At 39.3% G+C, this 26,266-nt stretch carries 16 protein-coding genes; 1 reads left to right on the top strand and 15 read right to left on the bottom strand.

What is annotated here, in order from left to right; genetic code table 11:
* Positions 1 to 11: 11 nt before the first annotated feature.
* Positions 12 to 4,298: a two-component regulator propeller domain-containing protein gene (locus tag KQP79_RS00860; protein WP_234120719.1), complete on the bottom strand. Its 4,287-nt coding sequence runs from the start codon at positions 4,296 to 4,298 to the stop codon at positions 12 to 14.
* Between the two features lie 432 nt (positions 4,299 to 4,730).
* Between KQP79_RS00860 and KQP79_RS00855 the strand changes: the two genes are divergently transcribed.
* Positions 4,731 to 5,165, top strand: a complete 435-nt coding sequence (locus tag KQP79_RS00855) for a DUF6078 family protein (protein WP_032842376.1) — start codon at positions 4,731 to 4,733, stop codon at positions 5,163 to 5,165.
* Positions 5,166 to 5,456: 291 nt separating this feature from the next.
* Here KQP79_RS00855 and KQP79_RS00850 read toward each other — a convergent pair whose 3' ends face one another.
* The 14 genes from KQP79_RS00850 to KQP79_RS00785 all read right to left on the bottom strand — a co-directional run bounded on the left by KQP79_RS00850 (position 5,457) and on the right by KQP79_RS00785 (position 26,254).
* Entirely contained in the window at positions 5,457 to 5,879 is a 423-nt protein-coding gene (locus KQP79_RS00850; protein ID WP_004304505.1) for a PD-(D/E)XK nuclease domain-containing protein, read from the bottom strand.
* A complete protein-coding gene (locus KQP79_RS00845; protein WP_138343483.1) occupies positions 5,870 to 7,819 on the bottom strand; it encodes a discoidin domain-containing protein in 1,950 nt (649 codons plus the stop codon). The genes KQP79_RS00850 and KQP79_RS00845 overlap by 10 nt, the downstream gene beginning before the upstream one ends.
* A 23-nt stretch (positions 7,820 to 7,842) precedes the next feature.
* A complete protein-coding gene (locus tag KQP79_RS00840; RefSeq protein WP_264386653.1) occupies positions 7,843 to 9,006 on the bottom strand; it encodes an O-antigen ligase family protein in 1,164 nt (387 codons plus the stop codon).
* A gap of 514 nt (positions 9,007 to 9,520) precedes the next feature.
* A complete protein-coding gene (locus KQP79_RS00835; RefSeq protein WP_061448105.1) occupies positions 9,521 to 9,895 on the bottom strand; it encodes a DUF1573 domain-containing protein in 375 nt (124 codons plus the stop codon).
* Positions 9,888 to 10,721, bottom strand: a complete 834-nt coding sequence (locus tag KQP79_RS00830) for a DUF4369 domain-containing protein (protein WP_061448059.1) — start codon at positions 10,719 to 10,721, stop codon at positions 9,888 to 9,890. Before KQP79_RS00830 ends, KQP79_RS00835 begins: the two co-directional genes overlap by 8 nt.
* 26 nt (positions 10,722 to 10,747) lie before the next feature.
* Positions 10,748 to 11,563 carry a DUF4369 domain-containing protein gene (locus KQP79_RS00825; protein ID WP_004304494.1) on the bottom strand — a complete coding sequence of 272 codons (816 nt, stop codon included), beginning with the start codon at positions 11,561 to 11,563 and terminating at the stop codon, positions 10,748 to 10,750.
* Positions 11,564 to 11,579: 16 nt separating this feature from the next.
* Positions 11,580 to 12,089, bottom strand: coding sequence for a DUF4251 domain-containing protein (locus KQP79_RS00820; protein WP_004304492.1), 510 nt, complete (start codon positions 12,087 to 12,089; stop codon positions 11,580 to 11,582).
* A 295-nt stretch (positions 12,090 to 12,384) separates the two neighbouring features.
* On the bottom strand, positions 12,385 to 13,107 hold the full coding sequence (locus KQP79_RS00815) for a DUF4369 domain-containing protein (RefSeq protein WP_061448058.1): 723 nt from the start codon (positions 13,105 to 13,107) through the stop codon (positions 12,385 to 12,387).
* Between the two features lie 37 nt (positions 13,108 to 13,144).
* The gene (locus KQP79_RS00810) at positions 13,145 to 13,837 is read right to left on the bottom strand and encodes a hypothetical protein (RefSeq protein ID WP_061448057.1); all 693 of its coding nucleotides are present in this window, start codon (positions 13,835 to 13,837) and stop codon (positions 13,145 to 13,147) included.
* Positions 13,838 to 14,470: 633 nt separating this feature from the next.
* Positions 14,471 to 15,880 (bottom strand): glycoside hydrolase family 28 protein, encoded by a 1,410-nt coding sequence (locus KQP79_RS00805; RefSeq protein WP_171036015.1) that lies wholly within the window; start codon positions 15,878 to 15,880, stop codon positions 14,471 to 14,473.
* A 35-nt stretch (positions 15,881 to 15,915) separates the two neighbouring features.
* Positions 15,916 to 19,179, bottom strand: a complete 3,264-nt coding sequence (locus KQP79_RS00800) for a DUF4450 domain-containing protein (protein ID WP_081104618.1) — start codon at positions 19,177 to 19,179, stop codon at positions 15,916 to 15,918.
* A gap of 16 nt (positions 19,180 to 19,195) precedes the next feature.
* The gene (locus tag KQP79_RS00795) at positions 19,196 to 21,307 is read right to left on the bottom strand and encodes a hypothetical protein (RefSeq protein ID WP_061448054.1); all 2,112 of its coding nucleotides are present in this window, start codon (positions 21,305 to 21,307) and stop codon (positions 19,196 to 19,198) included.
* A gap of 121 nt (positions 21,308 to 21,428) precedes the next feature.
* Positions 21,429 to 23,111 (bottom strand): RagB/SusD family nutrient uptake outer membrane protein, encoded by a 1,683-nt coding sequence (locus KQP79_RS00790; RefSeq protein WP_061448053.1) that lies wholly within the window; start codon positions 23,109 to 23,111, stop codon positions 21,429 to 21,431.
* A complete protein-coding gene (locus KQP79_RS00785; RefSeq protein WP_061448052.1) occupies positions 23,111 to 26,254 on the bottom strand; it encodes a SusC/RagA family TonB-linked outer membrane protein in 3,144 nt (1,047 codons plus the stop codon). The genes KQP79_RS00790 and KQP79_RS00785 overlap by 1 nt, the downstream gene beginning before the upstream one ends.
* Positions 26,255 to 26,266 lie beyond the last annotated feature (12 nt).

Below are 26,266 nucleotides of genomic sequence, written 5' to 3'. Positions count from 1 at the left end.
GTAAGTATATACTACGTTTTACTTCTCTCCCCTTTCTGGTAAGCCGAAGGAGATACTCCAAACTGCGCTTTAAAACATTTACTGAAATAAAGAGGATCGTTAATACCCACTTTATAAGAAACTTCCGCAACAGTCAGATCCCTTTCGGTCAAAAACAGTTCGGCAGCCTTCTTCATTCGTACGACACGCAAATACTCATTCGGTGAGTATCCTGTCACTCCGCGTAATTTTTTATAAAACACAGTTCGTCCCATCCCCATCATCTGCGCAAATTCATCAATAGAAATGTTGTATTGAGAATAAATCTTTTCCACCACAGCCACCAACTGATCTGCAAACTCCTTATCCCGGTCCGTGTTACATAAAGCAGGACGCACTACCCCCGGTTCACTGGAAAACTTCTTCCGTAACTTTTCGCATTGCTCTATCAGCCGGAACACCTGCGCAAGCAAAAGCTTAAAACTAAATGGCTTTGTAACATAAACATCCGCTCCCGCTTCAAGTCCTTCCAGGTGCTTATCCGGTGAAGTCAAGGCAGTCAGCAGAATAATAGGAATATGACTTGTCGCAAATTCAGTTTTCAGTTTCTTTGTCACTTCGAAACCGGTCATCCCAGGCATCAATACATCGCAGATAATCAAGTCTGCGTCATAGTTGCATGCCTTTTCAAATCCGGATATTCCATCCGCAGCCACTTCTACTTCAAAATAAGCACTAAGCTCCTCCTGCAGGAACCCACGAATATCATTATCGTCTTCGATGACTAATATTTTATGTTTTCTTGATGTGGTGACTGTCTTTTCATGTTCCTGACATTCCTCTGAAAGCTCCTGCAAATGGTGAGTCTGCATATTCGCTTCTTCCAACAGGAGATTGCCGGGAACCAGGAAGTCTTTTTCCGAATAAACAGTTTTATCAGTCGGAATACATACCGTAAATACGGAACCTCCCCCTTCATTATCTTTATATTCAATCGTTCCCTTATGCACCTGCACCAATTCATGGCTCAAATGCAACCCTACTCCAATGCTATCTCCGGAGAAACTACTTTGCATGAAACGTTTAAACAATTCTCCCTGCTTTTCTTTAGGAATACCTACTCCGGTATCCGCTACCTGAATGTATAAACACTTCTTCACCTCATCCACATTCACAGAAAACAGAATTGTCCCACCCGAAGGAGTATACTTAAAAGCATTTGAAAGTAAGTTATACACCACCTTATCCAAATTACCTTTATCAATAAACATTTTATAGGATGGCACAGACGGCAAAAAGCGGAAATCCATATTCTTCTGTTCTGCTACGTCACTGAAACTTAAATATATTTCGTACAGGAAAGCAACTACATCAGTTTCCTGCAGAGAAAGAGCCAACTTGTTGTTCTGCATTTTTCTGAACTCCAGCAACTGATTAATCAGCCTCAACATACGTTGTGTACTTTTATCCATGACTTTCAACGGATGCAATAAGGCTTGTGGAATATCATCCATCCGGTACATTTTCTCCAATGCTCCTTGGATCAATGTAAGCGGAGTACGGAATTCATGAGAGATATTTGTGAAAAATACCAGTTTATACTCTGTCAGTTGTTTTTCAACATTGATGCGGTTGCGCAACCTATTGAAATTAAAAATGATACGATATGTAAAGTACAAAGCTATTAACATCAGGATGAAATATCCAAGCATAGCCCAATTTGTTTTCCAAAACGGAGGCACGATAACAATCTTCAAAGTTGTTTCGGTATCATTCCAAATACCGGCACCATCACAATATTTCACATGGAAAATGTAACTGCCCGGCTCCAGATATTTATAAGTGGCAAAACTTAACGAAGACGGAACATTCCATCCCTTGTCATAGTTTTCCAGCCAATACATATACTTGATTTGACCATTATCCGAATAATCGAGAGTAGAAAAATCAAGCATAAAAGAATTCTGGAAATATTTCAATGTAATCTTATCCGAATAGGCTAAAGATTCTTGCAAAGGAGAACCCGGCATATTAGGCTTCACCTGAATTCCATTAACGGACAATCCTGTGATAACAATAGGAGAAAGCAATCTCTCTGTTGGAATCTTCTTCGGGTCAATAATCGTCAATCCGTAGTTTGTTCCAAAAATCAGTTTACCGTCTGCCCCCATACACGCACTGTCCTCGCTATACACATTTCCTAATGTATAAGATGAGAAGAAATAATTCTCGAAAGAATGGCTGTTGGGATTGAACCTTGAAATTCCATATTCCGTAGCAATCCATAATTGTCCCGAATGATCTTCCAAAATAGATTGCACCATATTATTAACCAGTCCTTCCGCTATTCCATAATGTGTATATTTCAAAGACTGACAGTCGTCTGACAGTTCGCATAGATTCAGCCCGGCACCCGAAGTTCCTACCCACATGCGCCCTTTGCTATCACGAAACAGGCAACGAATCTCATTGCTGCAAAAATTGCCATCGGTGTAGCTGAACAAATGATAGTTATCTTCATTAGCGATCAATGAGTCAGGGTGGAAAATGCAGATACCTTCACTTGTGCCCATCCATATCATCCCTTTCTCATCTTCTGCCATTACTCTGACTATCCGTAAGCCATACTTCTTTCCTTGAAAGAAACGACGGAACTTGTATTGTCCTTTTTCCGTTGATTCTGCCAGATCCAGTCCTCCTCCAAATGTCCCCACCCACATACGATCTTTCTTATCGCGAAGAATGGAATAAATATTAGAATGAGATAAGGCAAAAGGATTAGACGGATCCGTTTTATACCACGTATCTCCTATTTTTAGTCCGTCTCCCCGGGTTCCTATCCATATATTCTCCTGACTATCTTCTGAAATCGCATAAATATTATAGGGCAAATAATGATTATCTATCTTAGTTTTCAGATGAGAATCATAATTATACAATCCACCTCTTCGCGTTCCTACCCATATATCTCCATTCGACATTTTAGTCAGTAACCGGATTGTATTCGAACGATCAAAAACATCCGGCGATTCTGGATAGACATGTGTAATGCCTTTATTTGAAATGGAAATATGAGACAAACCGGAATATTCGGAGCTTACCCATATTCCTCCTGTTCTGTCTTTCATCAAACATAACAAAAAATCTGACCCTATAGGTCCTGCATTCTTCCCTTCGGAAACAAAGTGTTCCAACCGATCTTCCTGAATATCGTAGGTGAAAAGTCCGTTTCCATAAGTTGAAATCCACACAATCCCCCGGTCATCACGCACCACATGATAGCGTTCATAATCTATATATTTCATCTTCTCTTCAGGAATCAGTTGAAAATTCTTTATTTCTCCGCTCTTCGAGTTTATGTAATAAATTCGTCCAGTGTTATTGTAAGCCCAACAATCTCCATAATTGTCATGAATAACTTTTCCATTATTTATTTTCAATTCCCGGCAAGGAGTTATTTGAAAATTCTGAAAATCAAATTCATATACCCCTTCGCTAGAAGTAAATATAACCCATTTATCTTTTATCAATGAATGTGTACTGACAGATGTATTACCGGCAATAGCAGACAGCGACGCTAAACAGTCTATTTTTTTCGATCCATTTACACAACGATACACATCTCCACTCTTTGTCAGAAAATACATATCCTCTCCATGAGGGAAAGAAGAAGAAAAATTCAATTTCCTATCGATAAATTCAACTTTCCCTTTATAAACAGACGCAAGTCCCTGCATGGTACCAATCCAGATCCTGCCACTAAAATCTTCATTTATAAATTTAATCCGGTCATCGGGCAGGTTTCCAAATTTCGTTCTAAACTTCACAGAGGTCATAGTCCGATCGTCCTCACAAACAATTTGACGTACACCATTCCTTCTATGCCAAAGCCACACATTTCCATTAGAGGACATAAATATTTCTGAATAGTTCTCTCCATCACTTCCGGTACCGGTAAAATCTACAAAACAAGCTTTCTGTAGATCATAACAGCTGAATAATTCCGGCACAGTCTTTATCCACAAAAAACCATTCTTATCCTCTGCCACATGTTTTATTCTGTTATCTGCTAAAGAAATCCGATCGTGTTTCCCGCTTTCCAACTGATAAGTAAGAAAAGTATCTCCATCATAACGGGTCAATCCGTCTAAAGTACCCAACCATAAGAACCCTTTACTGTCCTGAAACATGCATCGTACAGAATTACTAGGTAGCCCATCACTGGTTCTCATTTGTTTGGAACTAAGTTCAATATCAGCATACAAATCCGATAAAGAAAAACTTAACAAAACGAAGAGGCATAATAATTTATATTTCATATAGTGGTTGGGGTTATTTTGATTGCTGGTTACAAAGATACATCTTTTCATAGTTTTTTTAAGATTTATACAAGCAAAACTAACCAAAAGGAAGAATAAATACAAAAAACTTAGCAGTCTATTTCGAAACAAGGATTATTATCCATATTTATGTCATTTTTTCCATATACTGACCAATGATTTGCATTGGTTCATAATCGGTACGGTTTTGAACAATTCAATGCTTTTCTCTATAACATGGTCAATTCTTCCATCTCCTTTACTTTTCTCTGTTTCTTCGATAAATAAGGAGTTTGCAGGTGGAATGTCTTTATTCTAAAAAGGTTGTCATCTAAAAAAATAAGAACAAGTGAAGCAAATTCTGTATTTCAAGATAAATCCTTATATTTGTATCAAATTCGTCTGATATAAAAGTTGAATATGATAAAAACAATGAATAAGCCACTTACATACGATGATATACCTAAAATGTATCTGTTTTGCAACCACACCAAATGTCCGCGCCGCAACAAATGCCTCCGTTTTCAGGCTGCGATGATTGTGCCCCAAAGTGTTCCTCACTACGAAGCGATCAACATCAACCATGTAGCGGGGAATGAAAAGGAATGTTCCTATTTCAGTGCATACACTCTCACGACCTTTGCACTTGGCATCAGCCATATATTAGACGACGTTCCGCACAAAAAAGCTATGGCCATACAAAACAGCCTTAAATCTTTAATGGGGAAAAGCATGTACTACCGTATTCGCAACAAACAACGTCGACTTCATCCATCGGAACAGAAACAAATCGCAGACGTTTTCCTGGAACACGGCATCAAGACAAAGATTAACTTCGACGAATACATTGAAGATTATGACTGGTAAGCCACAGATTGTGACGGGAAAGATACTTGCGAAAATATTTCATAGGAATTGAATAAAAGTTTCATAACGATAAAAAAAAAGTTCCATAGAAATGAAAAAAAAGTTTCATCGTGATGGAAATAAAGTTTCACGACGATGAAACCTGTGAAACTTTTAGCACAAATAAAGATTAACAGGCAAGCGAAGACCTAAAGGTTACACATGCGTCATATTCCCCTTATAATAAGAAGCCTCCGCAGACGCCCGTCCAAATGTTCAAGCATAAATATTAAAAAAAATCGGATACCATATTTAGGCTTCTGATGCATTTTCGCAATCCGCTCTGGACGCCAGCTTCTCCAGTGCCACCAATTCCCATCCCTTGAACACCAGCGTAATCAATCCAAGCCGGGTATTCCCTTTCGTGCGGGCCACCTTCCCATCATCGGCATAGCGGCGCAACTGTTCTGCCGCATCACGTTTCAGCAAGGCGATGTCGGCATCGGAGGTGTCACGCCGGGCATACTTCACCTCCACGATATAGCTGTAGACTATGTCCGGCTGGCGCACCAGATCGGGCATCATGTAGAAATCCGCATAACCTTTGGAAGATTCGTATTCGGGAAGAAGGATGTAGCCCTGCGTCAACCCTAAGTAAGCCAGCAGGAATCCCTTGACGTGCGCCTCGCCGTCGATAAATTCACGGATGGCATTTTGCCGATGAATCAATACCATATCTGCTTAACATCTTTATACAAGAAAATTCGTTCATCCGTCCCCCTAGTAAGATCTCTCAATAAAAGTAAAGCATTTTGTGGTACATGGTGAAAGGTTAGACTAAAATCGTCAGCTATTTGTTTGCCCAACGACACCCAATCCATATCCCAATAAAAAAGCTCGTAAGTATCTCCAATACGAACATTATTGTCATCATTACGTGTCATATAGCCTATTCTTCCAACAGATTCCGGTTTGCCCAAATCCAATCCTACCCAACCATCTCTTAAAGTTTTAGATGCGAAAAATGTCAACGGATCTAAATCAAAAGCAGCAGAACGGCTATAATGAGGATTCTTACTTCGTTCTTCAGAACCAATAATTGTTCCTGTCAGTTTTTTATTCTCTTTATCCAAGAACATCAATTCTGCAATATTACAGCGGTAGGGCTTTGGACAGATATAACGCCAATAACGATACTTTGTAGTATCGCTCACATTTATACTACCCGATACGCTATACTCTTTGAACGTATGTACTGTGACGGCATCACTAAAATCCTCCTTGTGTGCTGCTTGAAACATGCTGTGTTTTAAACGGAGTGCTGTAGTGAACGCTTTGCGTGTTAAGGGATATTTCCGTTTTAAACTAATACTTCTTTTGGATGTGTTATCGGGATTCAAGAACTCCAGTTCACCTTTTTCATTCAACAAAGCAGGATAATTGAATGGACGAACCCTTCCATTTATATAATATACCGGCAGATAGACAGCTCCCTTCTCTATTTTATCAAAGACGATCTGCTTACTATCTTTTATTTCCGAAAAACAAATAGGAACCCATTTCGCATTGTCAAATACTGCCAGATATGCATATTTTTCTTTGCGTTCTCTTTTCCCGGAAAGTACAGGAAAAACAGGATCAATGGTCGTTGCATATTCATCCGTAACGTCTTTTATAAACACATTGCGCAACGTTGACGGGACACTACCAGCTTCTTTATTCAGCCGGACTAAGGCCGAATTGGGAGAATATGTTCTTCGATATACTTTACCTTTACACTCACCCGGTCGTAGGGTAGCTAAAAAAGGTTCATGCCCTCCTTCACATACCATTCGGCGATCGTAATCTATCAGAATACTTAGCCACGAATGTGCATGTGCTTTTGTAGGCCACTGCAAAACGAAATCATACGAAACCGCAAAACCCTTACTACGCATGATGGCTAAAGCAGTATTTGTCCTTGTCTCACAAGAATTGGAAGGAATATTGCACCAAAACGGAATCTTATATAACGCATGCCACTTCAGAGGCTTTTTCAAATCGACAATAACAGTATCACGTAGTTTAATATTAATAGCTTCTGCCGCATGATAAGGTGTTTTATTCCAAATGTCATTATAAGAAAAATCGCATAATGTGTCATTAGCTATCGGTTTCAACACATTGCGCCAATCATCAAAAGCCTGAAACTCTACGCACTTATAAGGAAGCATATATTCACAAAATTCATCGAATGTAATGCCTCTTGCCCAACGACCTTGTTGCCAATCGTCAAAAGCCGCGTCTATACTCTGTATCAGATAGCTGGCTTTTATGACAGAGTAATCTTCCTTAAACTCAAAATCATCTGATGGAAACTCTAACAACAAATTATTTAATTCATTCACCTGTTCATCAATCTTTCTGTCGGAGAAGATTATCTTTTCAGCTTCAACATAATATTCTTCAATATCTTTCCCTGTATACGACTGGTGTCCGGGCATATTTATTATCAAAAATTTAGCAGCTCTAAGCTTCAAACTGTCGGCTTCGTTTTCTTTATAATGCTCCAACACTTTTTCGAGTTCCGGACGATTATTGCCCGACAGTGTCAGCACCTTTTCCAGCTGTTTTTCTTCAGAGTTTTGACAACTGAAAAGCAAAAGAAGAAAAAGAAAGATGAATGTAGCTTTCATTTTGTATGATTGTTAGTTTATAATTAAATATTCTTTTTGCGCAAATAGTTTCTAGCCTCTTCTCGTATGATAGAAACAGTGTAAGATGGTATCTTTATCCGTTTATTGATTATTTCTAAGGCTACCCGTTCGGCAAGTATACAGTTTTTAGATTTTGCATAGACTCTCAAAAGTCCTTGTAATGGAAGAAAACGGCTAGGACACATACATTGTGCCAGTTTATAGCGTCTTTCAGCTTCTTTCCAACATTCCATCTGATAGTAATTGTCAGCTAATTGCATTTGCAGGTCATACGTATTGATATACGACTCGCAATGCAAGAATATGTTGACGCTTTGTTTGTACAATTCCACATTTTTCAATTCTGATGCATAATTGTACAAGAAATAGGGATTGCCATTCCACTCATCGTATAGCTTGGTAAATACAGATAATTCGTTATCCAGCAAACCATTGTTCTTTTCTGCAACCAACGAAATTCGTTTCCATGTACACTCGAAAATGATATTCTTAATCGAAAAAAAACAGAGTATAAAAAGAATAATCAATAAAAATGGCTTGTTGAAATGTATTGTTCGTAGAGCAACCTCCCGTTGATTAAGTGAAGCGAGGCAGTAGATAATCATGAACCAAACAAAAGCATATTTGAATGGATAAGAAAAACAGGAAAATATAGCAATAGAAACAAGCGTCAGTAAGGCTGGAGTGTCAAATACCACATTACTTCGAAAAACAGCAATCAACGACAATAAGAATAAAGCGATTCCTATAAGTCCTTGTTCAATCAGCAACAACAGATACTCATTAAATGGATGATTCGTGTTCCCTGCCAATATTCTATCGCTTTCATCTGCATAGGAGGAAGACAAATATTTGGCTTGTTCCGGCATGTAATCCGCCTTAAAAGAGCCGAGTCCGTTTCCCTGAATTATATGTTCCTTACACAATCCGGCAGATACTTTCCAAATCAGAACACGACCGGAAGCGGAAGCTGGTTTTAGATAAATCAGTCCAATGAATAAACCTATTAGAAACAAAGCGCCTCCGCTGATAAAAAAGATGCGCCTTCTATGAATTAACTTCCGATAGCGGAGAGCGTAAAAAAGGAGTGTTACTACGCATAAAGTAAGTATACCTGTTCTCGAACCGGATAAGATAACGACTATAATGAGGAGAAGACACGCCATAAACTTGAGCGTTTTTCTTTTTCCATTAGAAGTCTGGCACAAAAGAAAAGGATAACAGAGAACGATGCTTGCAGCAAATCCGGCGGGATTATCAAAAGAACCAGTAACAGAAAAATAAGATTGAGTTTCTATATATCCTGTGTATTGCAATAAGCCATATAAGGCCGACAAAACTCCAACGGCAGCTAAAATGCTATTAAATGTTTCTGTAGAATTTTTTCCATTACGCATCAACACAAAAAGAATCCATCCAGATACGATGTATACACTGTGTATATATTGCGATGTAAAGAGACTGCAAACGAAAACATATCCTATAAAAACAGTAAAGGACACAAATAGAAAATCAACAGACAGTCTAATTTTTCGCTTCCAGTTCCCTATGCAAATACCTCCCCATATTACGATGCCGACAACGAAACTTATATTTTTAGGCATAAAATACCTATCCATAAACCAATCAGCCGATAAGTATAAGGTGGTGATAAGTAAAAAAGAAAACGTAAAAACATTATCACTGAATAATTGCCTTAACTTGCAGAATATAAAAGAGGGAATCTGTGTTTGCATTGATAATAATTAGTTCTTCCTTTGCCCCTGCTCCTTTTCCTTTCGGATTGAAAGAAAAATGAAGCGAGCACGATTCGTCAGGATTTAATTCATACTTCTCCACCGATGCTTGTGTACATCCACATCCAGTTTCGATCTCTCCTATCTCCAATCTGGCATTGCCTACATTGGTGATTGTAATGCTATCACGACAAATTATATCAGAACTAATTATTCCGAAATCGTGTGTATAGGAAGACAGAGATACCTCTGCCTTCCTTTTTTGATTGCAAGAAACGCAAATCAGCAGAATAACAATAAGACCAAAGATTTTACTCATTTTTCATTGTCGCTGATGGTAAATTACTTGGAATAGTCTCGATGAAACGAGGTGGATCACCGATCAAACTATCTAATATTATTCTGGTCTTCTTTTTAAATTCTCGTTCTTTTATAATATAATCCCACCATGACAAAAAAACATCTCGATCCGCTTGGGGCATTGAATCAATAATGCGTAGATATTGAGAGAGTTCAGACTCCCTAATCGGATATTTTGTCCTTAAATCACGAGCCAACATGACTCGGATGACATTCGGATATTTTGCATATTTTTCAAGAAAAGTAAACCGACCTTCTGAACGCTGTTCAGTTACTGATGTATCTAATAAGTTACTATTCTCTGTTTTAGTACTATCTTCCGCCACTTTTCTCCGATCTCTATTCCAATATACAGCACTCCATTGAGCTTCTCGCTCAAGAATGTAAGTATTGTAATCTTCATTGATGGAAGTGCCCGATACATTAGCGTCAGTATCCCAATCGACCATACGAATATAGATATTCCCAGGTTCCACAAAAAGATTAATATCAGTCTCTTTATGGAACGATGAACCATCATAGGATATTTGTGCAAAATAAGGCTTTCGTGTGACAGTTCCTTCGTAAAAAAATTCCTTGCCAATCACCTTTATTTTTATGCTGTTGTCGTATGCTTGTTTTTGTCCTTCCCTTTCTTCAAGAAGATACGATTTATCTATTAATAACACATATTTACCATCTAGAGTATTATCAGGGAATTCACCCCGAATCGTAAATTTCTCTTGCCCCAAAAGTAATTGAGCAGAAAATACGATTATAATGAGAAAAAACAGTTTCTCTTTCATATTAATTACACTTTAATTCTATAAAATCATTTTACAGTTATATCAAGCATATTATTTACCCGTCTTTCAATAAAACGAGGAGCATTACGATTAAGACTATCGGTCAACGCTCTTCTCTTTGCCCAATACTCCTCTCTCTTCATTGTATACTCTCGCCACGCTATCAAAATATCCCGATCCGCTTTGGGCATTAAGTCAAGAATACGTAAATATTTAGCATCCACCAATCTTTTATTTAAGTCCTTAACTTCCAAATAACGAGATAACATTACTCGGATAACATCCGGATATTTGGCATATTTCTCAAAGAAAGCCAATTCACCTTTTTCAAAATCCTCAAATGCTGAACCAAAAGAATAAGCTCCTTCAGCTTCCGAAGTCTGCCCCTTTAAACGGATAGTTCTAAAAATTCTATTTACCAGATTTCTCCGTTCAATGACACAAGTATTATAGTCTTTATTAATAGGAGTACCCGATACATTTCCTTCCTCATACCAATTGGTTATATGGATCTGGATATTCCCAGGTTCTATTACAAAAGAAGTCGCACTTGTCTGACCACTGAATGTTGGTCTATCGTAATATATTTGCACCAAAAAAGGTTTTCGTGTAGTTACCCCTTTATAATAGAATTTTTTATCAGTTACCAATATCTTTACTTCATCGTCAGATGCTTTCCATTTACGTTTGTACTCATCAGGAAGAAAAGACTTATCTGTCAGTATTATATATTTTCCGTCTAGCGAATTATCTGGAAATTCACCTTGAATCGTGTATTTCTCTTGTCCGTAAAATAGTTGGGCTATAGATACAAACATTAATATGAATAGATATTTTCTCATGATAATAATTTAAGTGTTACAGAGACTCCGTTTCTTCTCTTCGCATATTTAATTCTCCTAAAAAATTGATACTTTTCCCCTGCTGCAAGGTGATATAAATGCTCGCACTTCCATTGGAATATACCTTAATATAAAAGTTGCAATTACCTATTGTTGTATTTGCTGAAAACTTGATGTGAGCATTTTTCTTTTTATCTATATCCATAGTATATTTTTTCAAAGGAGCCTGAAAGTAAAGTTCAGCTCCTCTCCTGTATGGTATATCAGCTTGACCGAGATAAAGAAGATCAGAAAAAATAGAATCATTTTTAATTTCTATTGAATAATCAGACTCATTCAATAATATAGGAGCTTTACATGGAAGAATGCAAGTACCTACATTTATCTTGTAGACTTTTGATGTAACAATCTTTCCGACAACTTCCGCCTTTTGTTTCTTTTGTTCTTTTTTGCTTTGGGCAGAAAGAATCGGAATTTCTACCAGCATTGTCAAAAATAGAACAAGAATTTGCCTTTTTACTTTCATATTAGATTATAACTTAAATATGGATGTATAAAAAGCCTAATGAAATACGGTTATAGGACACGTACCATTACTACTCTCACAATTGCCTATTCCGATTTGCAAATAATCATCATTCGATTGACAACTAAGCATAGATATAGCTATTAAAAAGGTTAACACAACCATATTCAAGAAAGCTTTGCTTTTTTTCATAAAACTATTTTTAAGGTAGTAACATATAGGGCACTTATTCTCCCGCTGATTGTCAATTTCATAATCAAAAACACGTCACACAAATCACAATAAGACTAAAATTCTACTTATTTTTCATCGTTGTTGATGATGAATTACTCGGAATAGTCTCGATGAAACGAGGGGCATTGTTACGTATACTGTCCAATAATGGTTTGGTTTTTTTTTCATATTCATACTTTTTAATAGTATAGTCCAGCCAAGCCAAAAGAATATCCCGATCTGCTTTAGGCATTCGGTCGAGAATCTGTAGATATTTTGGAAAATTAGGATCCCTTGACATTCTTCGTCCGTTCAATAAAAAAGATAAGTGGAACCGTACGACATCCGGGTATTGGGCATATTTCTCTAAAAAGAGTAATTGATTTTCCATACTTCTCCTTGTGATTATATAGGTATTATAATCTTCATTAATAGGAGTACCTGATACCACACCCTCATCTGCCCAATTAGCGATGCGGATATGAATATTACCAGACTCAACTATAAAATACAGGCCGAAATCCAACATCTTTCTTTTTGTCCCTGCACTATAAAGATACGCCAAGAATGGCTTTTGTGAAAGTACACCTTCATAATGGAATTTCCCGTCAACCACCAATATACTATCAATAAATAAATGTTTAATTCGTTCTTTTTCTTGACTAAGAGCTGAACTATTAGTCAAACGCAAATAACTATTATCTAACGAATGGTCGGGTAATTCACCCTGGATAGTGTATTTTTCTTGTCCATAGAATAGCTGGGCTATAGATACGAAAATAAAAATAAATAGATATTTTTTCATTATTACGACTATTAAATATTACTCTTACAATTAAAATTTACTCCTCATCTGGATAGCTTTTATCACAACTGCTTTCACAATTTCCTTCTTTTGTTCCTGCAGCCGATAGACAAGCATCTCTTACTTTTACCCAGAATTTATAATTATCACCATTGGGAAATTCACTCGCAGGTAAATCCTCAATATTCTCGTTAAAATGATTATGACATTCCATTATTTCTTCTTTGGCCGTTTCCGCACAATCTTTTTTGCATTTTTCACGTAGTTCTGCATTGGTATCTGCTCGCGTAATCACGACTTTGTACATTCGACTTTTTTGTCGTGCCCTCATCAATTCTAATTTAGTAAAATCAGCATCTTTAAAAACGTCCCTGACCAAAGAAGAAATACGATTACGGTTAGCTTGATAATCATATCCTGTCAGAATCTTTAATTGAGTAATTGCTTCGGTACGAGTCTCGATATTAAGCAGATTTTTCCGGAGTAAGCGATATTGTTCCAAGTCTTCTTTAGACAATTTAGAGATTGCGTTTCGTTCTCTTCTCATGTCCTTTCCTATTTCTTTTTCCAAATTCTGATAAGCTTCCGAAGCAATAAAGAGATCTGCAGCAGTCACATCTTCTGCCTGTTGAGAGTAATCGTCAGCATCATCCGTCTGACAACTAAGTACTGAAATACTGATTAGAAAGGCTAATCCAACCATAACAAAGCCACAATTCCACTTTCTCATAAGAATGACTTTTAGAGATTACTAATTTTGAATATCTTTTTCAGAGCAATACCATATATTTGTAAAAATTGTATAGTTCACTTCCAATTCCATCTATATTATATAAGATAAGGAGCTGTATTTTTCCATAATATTAGTACAAATAAAAGTTTATCGCTCTTGTTGTAACAAAGGACGACATTTATAAATTGAAATACAAATTTCAACCGTATACAAATGCGTATACACAGCCAATGTATACGCATTTAAATATGGTTTTTAAAGAAAGATCATTCCAAACGTAATGATTTAATAAAATCAGTAATAGATTCACAAGAAACATTCATTTTCTTTTTCAATCTACTACGGCGTATTCGAAAAGAACTTCCTAGAATCTGGAATAACTTTGAAATCTGCGCATTACTAAAATCAATACGTAACAAAAGAATGACATGTATATCATCTTCTGAAAGTACAGGGTAATAATGTCTCAACTTATAGATAAAACCATCTTGATGAAAATTTACTCAGAGTTCTAATCTATTCCAATTGCAATCGCTTATTGCGGATAAAGATGTAACATAGATTTGTACATCATAGGCAGTCTTCCACTCTTCTTCATCCATAGTTATTTTTATCTATTACAACTATATTCTATTTCACCAATTCACCATTGATATAAAGGTTCTTGAAAGTCACATCTTTCGCCCCTTTAATATCATTTGCTCCTTTGGCTACATTATTAAAATGAGAATCCTCTACACTGATGTTATATACATGTTTATCATCCTCCAGCCCTATAATAAGCACACCCAATTTACTCTTCTCACAAGTTACATTCTTCAAATGCACATTACGGACAATCGGGTCAAACCCTCTCTTACATTTCTCCCGATTCTCATATTGCAGATTGATGCGAAGCACAGCTTCACGACATTGTCCTACCGTTACATTACGAACAAATACATTTTCTATAAGTCCTCCGCGGCAAGTGCTCGTCTTAATACGAATAACACGATCCAGATTCGGGCTATCCATTCGGCAGTCTTCTACAAACAAGTTACGGTAACCACCGGAAATCTCACTGCCGATCACTACTCCTCCATGTCCATTCCTCATCATGCAACCACGTACGATAATGTTCTCACTGGGAATATTCCATTTACGTCCGTCTTCATTACGTCCTGATTTAATGGCAATACAATCATCACCCGTATCAAATGTACAATTCTCAATCAACACATTCTTACAAGATTCAGGATCACATCCGTCTCCGTTAGGTCCACGATTGAAAACAGTCACTCCGCTAACAATCAAGCTCTCGCAGAAAAGAGGATGAATCACCCAAAACGGAGAATTCAACAAAGTAACACCTTCAATCAAGATTGTGTGACAGGAATGTAAGTTCAATAGCTGCGGACGCATGCCATCTTCCGGCTTCATCAGACGCTTGTAGACAGGAGTCGATGTTTCACCATACATCAACAGACGTTCACGACCTCCATTGCGCTGAGCCACCATGCCTTCTTTCCAGCCATATTTTACAGCTCCACACATCGGCCACCAAGTTTCCATGCTACCTTGTCCATCGATAATACCTTTTCCGGTTATGGCAATATTACTTTCACCATAAGCATAAATCAAGGGGTGAGCATTATAGCAATCAATTCCTTCCCAACGAGTTAAAACAGCAGGAAAATAAAGGCTTTGATCTGTAGAGAATTTCAAAACAGCTCCCTCTTCGAGATGAAAATTCACATTGCTCTTTAAAGTAATAGGTCCGGTATAAAAAGTACCTTTAGGAACAATTACTGTGCCACCTCCTGACAGACTGCACTGTAGAATAGCCTGATTAATGGCTTCATGGCAAGGATTAGCCTCATCATCCGTTTTTGCTCCAAAATCAGTTATAAGAAATGTTCGTTTCGGAAAAGAGGTCCGTTTAATCTGTTTTTCGATACGGGCGCTTTCTTTAAATGCTTTATCAAAATCAACAGTATTCGCAAATGTTACCTCTGCCACAAAAAGCAACATCAGTAGTAAATTAATAGTTCTTCTCATCATAATTCTTATCCTTTTATTAATATGTTATTTTTATTTTATTGCAATGTAACTCCCATCAGACCGATAACAACATCGTTTGAAAGTGTTTCCAACGTCAGATGACTTAACTCTTTGGAAGGATTCAGAAGCATGTCCAAAAGTACACCTGCTCCTCCCTCGATGGAACGTCCATAAACACCCTTTATGCCTAAGTCCTTTCCCAAGTCATTGCTAACCAAACCTGTCTTAAAATGAATGCGATAAGGACGGGGAGAAACAACGGTGAATGCCTGACCATCAACATAGAAATCCTGCTCAATAGGACACCAGTTATCCGGATTCACTAATTCCAATACATCAGAAGTTCCATCTGTATAGTATACACGAACAATACCATTAGCAATGCGACACTGCATGTGGTTGGTACTGCCTGCCATCATTAAATAGGCATGAGAAGCCCGACCGGAAAGCGGAATACTCAAACTGTCGGGATAATTATCCCACAACGAAGTAAAAGCAATATTGCTTCCTTGAGCCAATGTTCGGAACGGCACACCCAGTTTGGTAGTCAGCATCTCATCACGTACCAAGGCACGCAAACCTGCATCATCAATATCAGCAGTTAATTTCGGATGACACCACTCGCCAATGCCCTGAACAGGAAGTTGCAAAGTGGTATAAGGCGAACGGGGTGTCAGATACTCATTCCGGAAAATATCTGTCACATTCGCATTGAACAAAGAATCCATATTCATCACCCGGCACTCTGACGTATTCACCTGTGAGAAAGGAAGAATGACCGGTGATTTTTCCGATTTTGTAATCTGTACGTTTACAGGCTGCCACCATTCCATCTGTCCTTGTTTCGTGCGAACAAAGAATGTATGATGCCCCAAATGATCATTGACCTTACTTCTTATAGATGTATCACTAACATTCGGTTGTATCAGCACTCCCTGCGGATCATATATTTCACCGAATACCGCCCCTAAAATGGATGGAATACGGATCTCCGCTAAAGCCTCCGCCTGTATTTCAGGCAAAACCGGATTCAGACAGTTTCCTTCCCACACAATTTCGACAACTGCTTTTTTGGCAGAAGAAGCAGGAATAACAACCACCGGATAACCGGAAGCAGCTTCCGCAAAGCTCCAGTCAACTTCTTTCCCATTTACTTTCACAGAATGAATCCTTTCTCTTCCGACATTCACTTGTAATGTCAAAGCCAAAGGTGCCTTAAAACGTTGCTCTATCCGGTAAATATCTGTATCATTCTCCCTGACAAAGTGATAGGTTATGTCAGGCAAAGAAATAGAAGCTTTTGACCATTCTGCGGGAAATCCCGGACGAATCACCATCTTCCCGTTCAATACATCGGGTAAAATGCCATACAATCCTTGTACCAGTAATCGGGAAGCTACCCCTATCGGATCTCCAAAGTCACGATAACACTCTCCACGGGCAGCATCATAAAAGCTGACTTGCCCCAAATTGCCGGGACTGTTACCTAAGTACATGCCATCCAGAAATGAACTTTTCATCAATCGATATGCTTCCTCCGGACGTCCTGCCTGAAAATAAGCCAAAGCTGTATGCATTACCTCTGCGAAAGCCACATTATTGATACTCCAGGAATAAGGTAACCAATTGGTAGTGGCAATCGTTGCATACCCCTCTTCCAGTCCATCGGCATACACGGGGATATGTGGTATTTCCGTATCAACATACCGTGTAGCCTGATAAGCTTGAAAAGGATCGGCAACGTCGCTATCGAGTGCATGGTATATAGTCCATAATCCCGGACTTTCGTGAAGCCGGCGATGTCCCATAAAATCCTGATATTCCGCCCAACAACCTTTGCCCTGCATCCAAAGACGCTTATTCATCGCTTTCAATATTTGCTCGGCTTCGTTCTGATAAGGTGAAGGGTCTTCGCCTATCAAAGAAGCAAGAAAAGCAGCCATTTTATTGGCACGGTAGTTATAAGCCGACGAATGGGTGACTGCGCCACTGTTGTAGTAAAGCGCATCACTTGCCCAAATACAAGCGTATGCATCATATAAACCATCATTGTCCGGATCATAATTTAATTTTTCCCAAGCTAGATGGCGGGTAATCACAGGCCACATTTTGCGGACATACGCAGTATCTCCCGTCCAGTTGAAGTGCCATAACAATTCATCCATGTAACAAAGGTTCATGTCATAGTGGTGCATCTGGTTGTTACGTCTAGGATTCCGGCAAATATACCCATTGCTATATTGAGGAGTTCCCCAACGTTTTTCCGAACGCGCCAGATTCATTGTAGAATCTTGTACCGGATGAGGTATTGTATTCGGGACATCAGTCACCTGACTAGCTGCATAAGCATCAAAATGAGTCCGTGCCCGGTCATGCCAACCTAAAGCATCACCAGTATATCCGGCCCTCCACCCACTTAACGGCATACGCCAGCCAATAGCACCGTGCAACCAAACCTGTCCGTCCCAAATTCCATCGGCAGCTGCGACCAATGCACCACCCAAAGTGTTCAAATAAGGGTCCGGCGTTTCTATCTTCAAATGAGAAGCCAATGCCAAAGAAGCTGCCTCCGCTTGTTGATAGAGTTTACGGACATTATAGTCTTCGGGAACCTCCCCACGTACCAAGTATACTTCTTTCTGCAAGGGAAGTTCACCAGTGACAAGGTCAGTCGCTTCGACAGGAAGTTCGAAGCAATCAGCCGGATCTACCCCCATATCTCCATTACGACTCAAACGTTTTCCGGTAGCTCCCCCATGTTGCCAACGAAGTATAGCTCCTTTAGGCATATTCGAAGGAGAAAAACGCCAAATAGCTCCATCCATATCGGCTAATGCCAATACAGAAATACGCAGTTCTCCTTTTCCCCAAGACGGGTCTGTCAAATAATAGGTACGTTTTCCAGCCGAATAACGGGATTCACAATGCCCGGTGCAGTCAAGCGCCAATTCTGTTCCGTCACGAAGAATGACTTTGAAACTTATATTTCCTCCGCGTCCGTTATTATAAAAAGCAAAAACCGGTCGGTCACTTGTTTCGACCCGAAAGGGACTGTGACTACCGTACAAAGCACGGGTATACCGATTCTTACCATTGACACAAACAAACTCATCACCATCGGGACGATATTGCAACGTCCTTTTTGTACCTCGCAGATGTTCATTCAAGGAAATGGATTCTTTAAAGTCACCGATCTGCTTTGCCTCTCTTTGAGCATTTAATGGTATCGCCGGCAACATCAAGAGGCAACAAACTGTCAGCTTTCCTTTTAAAATAAGATTCAGATGAAAATAACTCATATTTTTTTGTGTTTGATTATGGTAATGGCTTCAATCCTTCCCAACGGACATTCCAAGTTCCATCTTTCGGAAATCCCGGATTAGTCTCCGTACATCCGTCCCAACCGGCACACATCATCGCAATAGCAGTCAGCAAGCCGCCATTACCCGGTAAATAAATACGTAAACGACCGTCCTGATAATTATGACCATTCGGCAAGTATGTGTTTGTGCGTTTATCCATCAGTAAAGCTCCGACGGCCTTTTCCGGTTCACCCAAACGGGCAGCATTCATAGCCGTCATCGGATAATCCCATCCCCAGGTTTTACCCCAATTCCAGTTATCCCAAATCCAGTGCAATGTATTTTTCATATAATCTTCCCGGATAAGTTTATTCATCGGAAGAATACCGACTGCCCCTAATACTGCCATGTGGTCGGAAGTATAACGAATATCTTTATAAGTATCTATGGCTGTTTCAGCAGCCAGATAAAGTCCTTCATTATTAGATGCTAAAGGGGAAAGTTTGTCGATCATTTCATCCCATTCCAGACTACGTTGCTGTCCCATACGTTCACGCCATTGTTGAGCGGTCTGCATGGCAAAATGCCAGTAAGAAAGTTCAAAAGGAGGATTAATTGTTTCTGCAGCACGCAACGTTTCTTGTGCAGGAATGGCACCTTTCAATACGTAACGTCCTTCCAGTTCATCGTATGTAGCAAAAGAGTACATAAATTCTGCAGTCTCCTGTACCAAACGATTATATTTCTCCAACACTTCTTTAGTCGGATCAGCACGATAAAGTAATTCTGCCAAATAAATTAGATGAGGTTGTTGCCAAATCAGAAAACTTCCTACTTTGGAAGGGGCTTCTGTTCCTGAAGGGTCGGTCATTTTCATCCAGCGAACACCATCAAACCCTTGTCTTTGGGCTATTTGACGCGCTATCGGTTCAGCCTTTTCATACCAGCCTAATGTACGGTCAAGTAAGTTGCTACGATTCCAAAGAGCAAATTGAGCTTCGTGCCACCAGATCATTTCAAGATGAAATTTGCCAAACCACGAATTATAGGTAAGCCCCGTCTCTTGCGGAGGAGTAGTACCTGCACTCTGAATAGCAAGCAAATATTGGCTAAGTACCACACGTCGTTCCAGTTCTTTGGCCCGTGGGTCCGTACATGCCGAAAAGTCAACAGCTGCGCCTTCCTTCCAAAACGAGTTCCAATAGTTTTTTGCTTCTTCTTGAGTTTGTGCTACAGTAACAGGCTGCGTTGAAGGAGCTGTACTAGTAAAAGCACATGTAAAAGCTAAATGATCGTCCATCGGAGTCAGGACAAAATAATGTTTTGCTTTCTCATTGAAAGTAGCCTTCCCTTCCCAATACAAAGTTACGAAATACTCTGTGCTATCTAAAGTATGTTTCAAAACTGCGGAAGATTCATTTTGAGTAACAATAGTCGTTGTATGTTTATCAACGGCTTCCCAATTACATGCATCATCACAATGAGCGCCCGTAGGATACGGAAAACGAAAACAAATCCCGGTATGCGCCTTAGAGGTAATATTTGCAGCAATCATATCATTAGAAGGATGGCAGACTGTCTCCACTTGATAATCTTCACCGTTTAATTTAAACCGACTTTCGATTTTTCCATCCCACAAGCAAAGTTTCTGATGAACGTCAGTTACCTGTTCAATATCCGTACCTTCTTCCACGTCAAAACCGACAATTCCTAAATGAAGACGATGCGGATTGACACGAAACCAATTAGCGGCATCCTGCTGTCTGCCTTCTTCTTTGAATTGAGTAGCGTAAAGTTCTTTCTTTCCCCTGCCAAAATCGTATTCTTTCAGAGTTTCTTCCGAAGTAAGCCGGTCCGGATTGGCGAAGCTATGCCAGCCCCACTGGCTCTGCGTTCCCAATGGAACTCCTTTTTTATAATTGTCCGGAAACGTCTGTAATCCGGTTATGTCTACCGTATAAGCAAACTCTCCATTTCCTACAGAAAGTGAAGCCAATGAATCGAATGCCGTCACAACAGGACTGTTCCTTTCTACTAATGCCTCGCGGTCAATTATCGGCTGATTTCCATCTCCGCAAGCTGTCCAAATAAAAAGTGCTGCAATAGATACTGCGAATGTTTTCATGATTCTTTATTATTGTTATTTACAAAAGTATTTATTTTTGAAACAAATGACGCGGATTCTCATTCAAAAACCCGCGTCACTCCACCCTAATAATCCAATCCAAAGGATGATTTGAGGATCTTTATTTTAAATTCCATTTGATAAAATAGTCTCCATTCATTATTTTGGAACGAATGTCTTCAGCATTGCCAGTAGTTTCGTACTTTTCCGAAATATACTTCGCCATGAAACTATTATCATTATAACGTTTTGCCATACGAATCATAGCCGGATAAACTTTTCCTTCGCATGCCATTTCCAGCATCATTTCTTTCAATATTTCTTCGTCATTGTTTTGTACATTAGATGTGAAAGTACGTGCTCCTAAGTTACTATAGCTTACTTCTACTCCACGAATCCCTCTGTCACCATATTTACGACTACCAATACCAGTTGTCCCGTTTGAATAATAATATACAGTACTATTATTCGTCCAATGAGGAGTAATACCATACCAATTGCCGGAATAAGTACCTTCCTCATCAATATCAAACTCACTAGAGTAGGCATTGACTCCTACATTAATTAGTGCGTCAACTACAGATCTTCTACCTAATTGATTGAATGCTTCTGCCAACATAAAATAAAGGTCTGCACCGCGGTAGGTATATACGAATACATCATCGCGATAAGCGGTACGTACAGGTTTAGAAGTTGGACGGAATTTGCTGATAACCCATTTACCATTGTATTCAGATACTGTGTAACCCATTCTGAAATCTTTATCTTTACTACCCAGCGGACCGAAGTCATTATCTCTGAAACGTTCTACAGCGACCTCTGCCGGTGCCAGCCAATATTTATTCGGATAATCAGAGTCGAAATGCTTCAGCAGACTGTTTGTCTGCCTGTTTTGATAGTCATACATAATTGCTGACGCCGATTCATAATCATACGGAGTCTCGTTATTAAAGAAATTGGTATAATGACTGAACAACATATCATTACGTAAGAAAGCGATAGATTGATTGGTAGTACTTTGGTAGATACTGTTCATCTTATTAAGTATCAAGTTGACACATTGTTGGTATCTACCTAACCACAAACAAATCTCTGCATATAGAGCATAGTAAGGAGGAGTCATCATATCCCAGCGGCGATATTCACTATTTGCCAGCTCCGTATCCGGGTCTACCCAGTCTTTCCATGCTGTTTCGTAAGTTCCGTCAATATTGTCATAACCAATATCTAGCAGATTCTTGCAAGCTACCATCGTTTCGTCAAGATTCAATATGTCAAACTGTGACAAATCTCTCAACGAAGTCATTGGTTTATCCACCCATGCTACTTCTCCGTAGATTTTAGCGATCGTCATAAACATCCATGCCTTGACACGCAGCGTGCTGCTGACCAATGCTTTATAGTGGCTTTCATTAATAGAGTTCTTTTCTTCGTATGTTTTCAATTTCCGAAGATAATCGTTACAGGCATTTATTACTTCGTAGAATCCAGAAGGATCTGCATATGAATTACCACTTAAATCATCATCGTAATTGTACAAGTTGTAGAGTTCAGTGGGTGCCGTTGCAGTCGGCACCACCATTTCTCCCCGAAGTTCATTCAGATAAATCACTTTGTCTCCAATGGCTTGCATTTTAGTCATGATACCAATGTAACCGGAGTACATCTCACTTTCTTCTGATATATAATCCTCATTATCCAGGGTAACATCTGTATCAGGATTGAAGAAGTCATCGCATCCTCCCAATAAAGTAACCGCCAGCATGAAAGCGGCATTTAATAATATCTTTTTCATCTTCATCATTAGAATTTCAAGTTAATACCCAGTTTGACAGATTTCGGTTGCATCACTTTCGCATAATCAAATCCTTGTGTAGCATTGCTGCCAGATGAATAAGCGAATTCCGGATCCATACCCAAATATTTGGTAGCGGTCAACAGGTTTTCTCCTGTCACATAAATTGTTCCTGAACGGAAAAAATTCCAAACTGGTTTGTCGAAATTATAGCTTAACGTAATACTCTTCATGCGTAGGAAAGAAGCATCTTCAATCCAACGGGAAGAGAAGTTGTTATTGCCGATAGCATCTCCATAGCTAGCGCGTGGAATATTGGTAACCTGTCCTTCTACATTCCAACGGTTGGTCACTGCTACACTTTGGTTAGAGAAAGAAGAAACTGATTCCAGTGTCCTTCTTACCGCATTGTATGCCTCATTCCCTTTTGAATAAGAAAATTCGGCCGCCAGTGCGAAATGCTTATAACGGATATTGGTATAGAATCCTCCAAAGTAATCAGGAGTGGCACTACCCAATGATACATAATCTTTAGAATCGATGCGTCCGTCATTATTCTGGTCTACATAACGTACATCACCAGCACTATATGCTTGATTACTGCTGTTGGTCAATGCGGCTTCACTCGCTTCCGCTTGGGTAGAGTAGACGCCATTTGCTTGCAATCCGTAAAATTCGTATGGATTTCCACCTACACGACTTACTATCATCGAACCATCACTATATTGAACTGTTTCCTGATCGTTTCCGCCCAATGATTTAATCTTACTTTCCGTGAAAGAAATATTACCTCCTACAATCCACTCAAAGTTACGCATACGGATGAGAGAAGCCTGCAATGAAAGTTCTACTCCGTTGTTATCGATTTTTCCGACGTTTGCATAGTAGGCAGATGTTCCGTAGATAGCAGATTTTCCAATGTTCATGATTACATCTTTGCTTCTGCCACGATAATAATCTACTCCCAAACTGATACGGTTTCTCAAGAAAGAGGCATCCAAACTTAAATTCATCTGCGAGGTTATCTCCGGTTTCAAATGTGTGTTCGGTATTTGGGTACGAATAATACCCGATACAGCCATATACGGTAAACTACTATAATAAGATTTTCCATAATTGGAAGAGAAGCGACTGTTTCCTGTCAGGCTGTATTCTGCACGCAAATCCAGACGGGTGATCCAATCCTTGTCTATAAGGAAAGACATATTCTTCGCCATCCATGTGATTCCGCCTGATGGATAAACCCGAAAATGGTTGGTGTATCTTCCGTTTGCGGAAGAACCGTCGATAGACATATTCAATGCAGCATTCAATACATGATTATAAGTATAGTCAACGTGACCATAAATATTAGCCCAGTTCCATTTATTCTGATAACCGTCGAAATAACGACCTATAGCATCAGCCGAACCCAGTACTTGATAGAAGTCATTGGTTGTGTTGCGCGCATAGGCCCCATCGTATTCCTGCAAAGTAGTCAAAATTTGCACTCCTGCCATAGCATTCAAAGCATGGCGGCTACTGAATTGTTTGTTGTAGCGCGCATTTAGGTTATAAAAATAATTAGTCGTTTCGTTTACGCCTTCCCGGATTGTATTTTCTTCAGTACCGAATGCGTCTGTAGTAGGAACGATAGTAAAATCGGTTCTGCCTGGAACAAAAATATGCTCCTTATTATAGTTGTAGTAAAGACCGAAGGCACCACTGAGAGAAAAACCTGGAAATATTTTATAATTGAAACCAGCTTTAACATTTACGTCATATTGGCGACTGTTCGCATCCAGATTATTGACAATAGCTAACGGGTTACTTACAGCAAAGTCCATATTTTTGCTGATTCCATAATAGTATTCAGAGTAAATCGGAGTAAATTCTCCGTTATCTACTTTCTGGTAGGGAGCAAGCAGTGGAGACTGTGCATAAGCAGCAAGCAAAGGGTTGGTACGAACATTCATCCCTTGTTCTTGATAATTACCGTTGATATATGCCAATCCGACGGTAGCATAGACTTCAAAATTCTTGCTGACCAAGAAGTTTCCGTTCAACTGTGTATGATAGCGGTTCTGTTGAGTACTTTTCAATATTCCATCCTCTTTAGAGTAGCCCAGAGACAAGTCGTATTTGGCGATAGCATCACCACCTTCTACTCGAAACAGATTTTCTGTCACAAATCCGCTCCGGTAGATTTTATCTTGCCAGTTCGTATTGTTATTGTAGTAGTTGGCATATCTGCTGTTGGTAGGGTCACTCATGAAAGGGAATTCGGTAAAGAACTCATCCATGTTCCCGAAATAACTCATTCCCATGTCTGATAGGAAAGAGCGGTAATCTATACCATTCAGCAAGGGCATACGTTTGTTGTTCCAGTTAACACCAAACTGACCGTAATAACTGATTTCAGTGTTCATGTTCTCCGATGTGGCACCATCCGTTTCAATCAGAATGACACCGTTAGCCCCCATAGAACCATATAAAGCCGCTTCCGCCCCTTTCAATACGGTAATATTTTGAATATCATTGAGGTTGTAAGACTGAAAGATATTACGGCTCAATCCGTTAATCAATGGTGAGTCATTTACGTCCGGTATATAAGGAATACCATTGATAACCACCAGCGGAGCATTGTTACCCACGAAAGAACGTGTTCCACGAAGATTAATGAAACTTCCCTCTCCTGGCATACCGCTGCCACGAGTCACTTGCAAACCTGCAATCTGTCCAGCCAACGCACGGTCTATCTTCATACCCGCAGGTACGAAATCCTTTTTAGTGATATTCTCCGCAGATGTAGTCACTTCGTTCGTTTCAATACGGAAAGGCAATACTGTTGTTTCATTATATTTGTATTCCGATTCAGGAATCATAATGATCGTCATCTCCTTACGATTATCCACTGCTTGAAGCACTGTATAATATCCGGCAGCCCAAACTGAAATATTGGCTTTCCGCAAACTCTTGCATTCTATTTGAAATACTCCGTTCTTGTCCGTAGTGACATCTTCGCTTCCGGTGACAGACACCACCGCACCCTCAACCGGAATATTAAGGGTGGATAATACTTTTCCGCTTATTTTACCTTGTTCCTGCGCATACAGATCGACAGCAAATAGGCAAACTAACAGGGTGAAAAACAAAATTTGTATCTTTTTCATGTTGTCTTTATT

This window comes from Bacteroides sp. DH3716P (assembly GCF_025914115.1).
In the GTDB taxonomy this organism is placed as follows: domain Bacteria; phylum Bacteroidota; class Bacteroidia; order Bacteroidales; family Bacteroidaceae; genus Bacteroides; species Bacteroides ovatus.
This window is presented reverse-complemented; position numbering and strand designations above follow the sequence as displayed.

Coding starts and splice junctions, on each gene's coding strand:
- KQP79_RS00860 (WP_234120719.1), bottom strand. CDS start 4,298: ATGAAATATAAATTATTATGCCTCTTCGTTTTGTTAAGTTTTTCTTTA.
- KQP79_RS00855 (WP_032842376.1), top strand. CDS start 4,731: ATGAATAAGCCACTTACATACGATGATATACCTAAAATGTATCTGTTT.
- KQP79_RS00850 (WP_004304505.1), bottom strand. CDS start 5,879: ATGGTATTGATTCATCGGCAAAATGCCATCCGTGAATTTATCGACGGC.
- KQP79_RS00845 (WP_138343483.1), bottom strand. CDS start 7,819: ATGAAAGCTACATTCATCTTTCTTTTTCTTCTTTTGCTTTTCAGTTGT.
- KQP79_RS00840 (WP_264386653.1), bottom strand. CDS start 9,006: ATGGCGTGTCTTCTCCTCATTATAGTCGTTATCTTATCCGGTTCGAGA.
- KQP79_RS00835 (WP_061448105.1), bottom strand. CDS start 9,895: ATGAGTAAAATCTTTGGTCTTATTGTTATTCTGCTGATTTGCGTTTCT.
- KQP79_RS00830 (WP_061448059.1), bottom strand. CDS start 10,721: ATGAAAGAGAAACTGTTTTTTCTCATTATAATCGTATTTTCTGCTCAA.
- KQP79_RS00825 (WP_004304494.1), bottom strand. CDS start 11,563: ATGAGAAAATATCTATTCATATTAATGTTTGTATCTATAGCCCAACTA.
- KQP79_RS00820 (WP_004304492.1), bottom strand. CDS start 12,089: ATGAAAGTAAAAAGGCAAATTCTTGTTCTATTTTTGACAATGCTGGTA.
- KQP79_RS00815 (WP_061448058.1), bottom strand. CDS start 13,107: ATGAAAAAATATCTATTTATTTTTATTTTCGTATCTATAGCCCAGCTA.
- KQP79_RS00810 (WP_061448057.1), bottom strand. CDS start 13,837: ATGAGAAAGTGGAATTGTGGCTTTGTTATGGTTGGATTAGCCTTTCTA.
- KQP79_RS00805 (WP_171036015.1), bottom strand. CDS start 15,880: ATGATGAGAAGAACTATTAATTTACTACTGATGTTGCTTTTTGTGGCA.
- KQP79_RS00800 (WP_081104618.1), bottom strand. CDS start 19,179: ATGAGTTATTTTCATCTGAATCTTATTTTAAAAGGAAAGCTGACAGTT.
- KQP79_RS00795 (WP_061448054.1), bottom strand. CDS start 21,307: ATGAAAACATTCGCAGTATCTATTGCAGCACTTTTTATTTGGACAGCT.
- KQP79_RS00790 (WP_061448053.1), bottom strand. CDS start 23,111: ATGATGAAGATGAAAAAGATATTATTAAATGCCGCTTTCATGCTGGCG.
- KQP79_RS00785 (WP_061448052.1), bottom strand. CDS start 26,254: ATGAAAAAGATACAAATTTTGTTTTTCACCCTGTTAGTTTGCCTATTT.